Here is a 2702-nt window from a genome sequence, read left to right on the forward strand (position 1 = left end):
TCACCTCCCGGTGAGGTGGACATCGCGGTGGCCCCGAGCCCCACGATGGCGGGGGTGCTCACGGCCGCTCGTCCCGGTAGTGGCCCACGCGCAGCCAGTTCACCCGGTCCTCGCCGCTGGCCAGGCACAGGCTCGCCAGCTCCAGCGGGGAGAGCAGGATCTCCGCTCCGCTCTCGAGGTCCGTCACCAGCAGCCGGGGGCCGTTGCCCCGCTCGTCGAGCGCGACGCGGACGGTGGCGAACTCGTTGCGGAGCTCGGCGAGCTCGCGCCTGCCCTCCTCGCGACGCGAGCGGGCGCTGTCCGCCGGGGCGCTCATCGCGGGATCCGGGTGTCTGTCGACGGTGACCACGTCATGGTTCTATCGTACACTCGGTGTCAGAAACAATGTCCAGACCGAAGGGCAGCCGATGAGCGTCTCGCCTCTCGCCCAGCTCAACGATGGTACGGGCCGTGCGTGGTATGTGAACACTCCAGTTGGGAACGCGACATGAGCGACGCGCCGTACCGCAGCCTCTGGACCCATCTGCGCGAGCTCGAGTTCCGCCAGGGCTACGTCACCGCGGACGGGGTGCGGACCCGGTACGCCGAGGCGGGGGACCCGGGCGCGCCGCCGGTGCTGCTCCTGCACGGCACGGGCGGGCACTGGGAGACCTTCGCCCCCAACCTCCCGGCGCTGGCCGAGCACTTCCACTGCGTCGCGATCGACATGGTGGGCAACGGGTTCTCGGACAAGCCGGACCACGACTACGAGATCGCGGTCTACCTCCGCCAGGTGCACGCGGTGCTCGACGCGTTCGGCTTCGCGAGCGCCGCCGTCGTCGGGATGTCGTTGGGGGCCTGGGTGGCCGCGGCGCTGGCCGTCGAGAGCCCCGAGCGAGTGGACAAGCTGATCCTGATGTCACCGGCGGGGCTGGTGGCCACGGCGTCGAACATGGCGCGCATCCGCGCCGAGCGCACCCGCGCCGTCGAGAACCCGGAGTGGGACTCGATCAAGGCGATGTTCGACCACCTCATCGCGGACGAGGAGAACCGCATCCCGGACGTGATCGCGCTGCGCCAGGCGATCTACCGGCTGCCGGAGACCCTGGCGACCATCGACCACCTGCTGATCCTGCAGGACCCCGACGCCCGCGAACGCAACCTCATCCCCGAGGAGCGCTGGCGCGCGATCTCCTGCCCGACGCTGGTCGTCGCCTCCGGCAAGGACCACGGCGAGTACCAGAGCACCGCCCGTCGGGTCGCGGAGCTGATCGAGGGCGCCGAGATCCTGGAGATGCCGCACGTGAAGCACTGGCCGCACTTCGAGGACCCCGAGGTGTTCAACACCGCCGCGGTCCCGTTCCTGCTGCGGGGCCCGGCGTGACACCCGAGGAGATCGCGGACGCGGCCGCCCGCCTCGACGAGGCCGAGCGCACCCGGACGCCGGTCCGCCAGCTCTCCCTGCAGTACCCGGACATGACGATCGAGGAGGCCTACGCCGTCCAGCACGCCTGGGTCGGCACGAAGCTCGCCGCGGGCCGCACGCTGCGGGGTCGCAAGATCGGGCTGACCTCGCGCGCCATGCAGCAGGCCGTGTCGATCACCGAGCCGGACTACGGCGCGCTGTTCGACGACATGTTCTTCGACGACACCTCCACGGTCCCGCACGACCGGTTCATCCGGCCGCGGGTCGAGGTCGAGCTGGCGTTCGTGCTGGGCAGGCCGCTCAAGGGCCCCGGCACCACGCTGTTCGACGTCCTGTCCGCCACCGAGTACGTCACCCCGGCGCTGGAGATCCTCGACGCCCGGGTGCAGATGTCGGATCCCGAGACGGGGCACCTGCGCACGATCGTCGACACGATCTCGGACAACGCCGCCGATGCGGGCCTGGTGCTGGGCGGCCGCCCGGTGCGGCCACAGGACGTCGACCTGCGCTGGGTGTCCGCGCTGCTCTACCGCAACGGCGTGATCGAGGAGTCCGGCGTCGCCGCGGCGGTGCTGAACCACCCGGGCAACGGCGTCGCCTGGCTCGCGAACCGGTTGGCGCCCCACGGCGTCGGGCTGGAGGCCGGGCAGGTGATCCTGTCCGGTTCCTTCACCCGGCCGGTGCACGCGGAGGACGGCGACCTCTTCCACGCCGACTACGGCCCGCTGGGCACGGTCGGCTGCCGCTTCGAGGCGGGCACGCCGTGACGTTCGCCGAGAAGCTGCGCGGCCCGGACTCCCAGATCGGCATGTGGGTGGTCTCGGGGAGCGCGTACTGCGCGGAGATCTGCGCCGGTGGTGGGCTGGACTGGCTGCTGCTGGACTGCGAGCACGCGCCCAACGACGTCACCACCGTGCTGCCCCAGCTGCAGGCCGTGGCCCCGTACCCGGTCGAGACGGTGGTCCGGGTCCCCGCGGCCGACCCGGTGCTGATCAAGCAGTTCCTCGACCTGGGTGCCACCACGCTGATGGTGCCCATGATCGAGAGCGCGGAGCAGGCCCGGGCGGTCGTCGCGGCCACCCGGTACCCGCCTGCCGGGATCCGTGGGGTCGGTGCGGCCTTCGCGCGGGCGTCGCGCTGGAACCGCACCCCCGGCTACCTGCGCGAGGCCGAGATCGGCGTGCTCGTGCAGATCGAGTCCGCGGCCGGGCTCGACGCGCTGGAGGACATCTGCTCGGTCCCGGGCGTCGACGGCGTGTTCGTCGGCCCGGCCGACCTCGCCGCGTCGCTGGGCCGC

Annotated in this window: 4 protein-coding genes; 3 read left to right on the top strand and 1 reads right to left on the bottom strand. The window is 71.9% G+C overall.

What is annotated here, in order from left to right; all coding sequences use genetic code 11:
* Positions 1-58: 58 nt before the first annotated feature.
* Positions 59-316: a hypothetical protein gene (locus tag H5J29_RS28260; RefSeq protein WP_181784037.1), complete on the bottom strand. Its 258-nt coding sequence runs from the start codon at positions 314-316 to the stop codon at positions 59-61.
* 171 nt (positions 317-487) lie between these two features.
* Between H5J29_RS28260 and H5J29_RS28265 the strand changes: the two genes are divergently transcribed.
* From H5J29_RS28265 to H5J29_RS28275, 3 genes are all read left to right on the top strand, one after another.
* On the top strand, positions 488-1363 hold the full coding sequence (locus tag H5J29_RS28265) for an alpha/beta fold hydrolase (protein WP_181784038.1): 876 nt from the start codon (positions 488-490) through the stop codon (positions 1361-1363).
* Positions 1360-2172: a 2-oxo-hept-4-ene-1,7-dioate hydratase gene (hpaH, locus tag H5J29_RS28270; RefSeq protein WP_181784039.1), complete on the top strand. Its 813-nt coding sequence runs from the start codon at positions 1360-1362 to the stop codon at positions 2170-2172. The genes H5J29_RS28265 and hpaH overlap by 4 nt, the downstream gene beginning before the upstream one ends.
* On the top strand, positions 2169-2702 hold a 534-nt coding region (locus H5J29_RS28275), incomplete at its 3' end, for an HpcH/HpaI aldolase family protein (RefSeq protein WP_312858453.1). The genes hpaH and H5J29_RS28275, both read left to right, overlap by 4 nt.

The sequence above is a fragment of the Pseudonocardia pini genome (assembly GCF_013870575.1).
GTDB lineage: Bacteria > Actinomycetota > Actinomycetes > Mycobacteriales > Pseudonocardiaceae > Pseudonocardia > Pseudonocardia pini.

What these genes read in the sequence shown, in the direction of transcription:
- H5J29_RS28265 (WP_181784038.1), top strand. Translation starts at nt 488, where the DNA reads ATGAGCGACGCGCCGTACCGCAGCCTCTGGACCCATCTGCGCGAGCTC.
- H5J29_RS28260 (WP_181784037.1), bottom strand. Translation starts at nt 316, where the DNA reads ATGAGCGCCCCGGCGGACAGCGCCCGCTCGCGTCGCGAGGAGGGCAGG.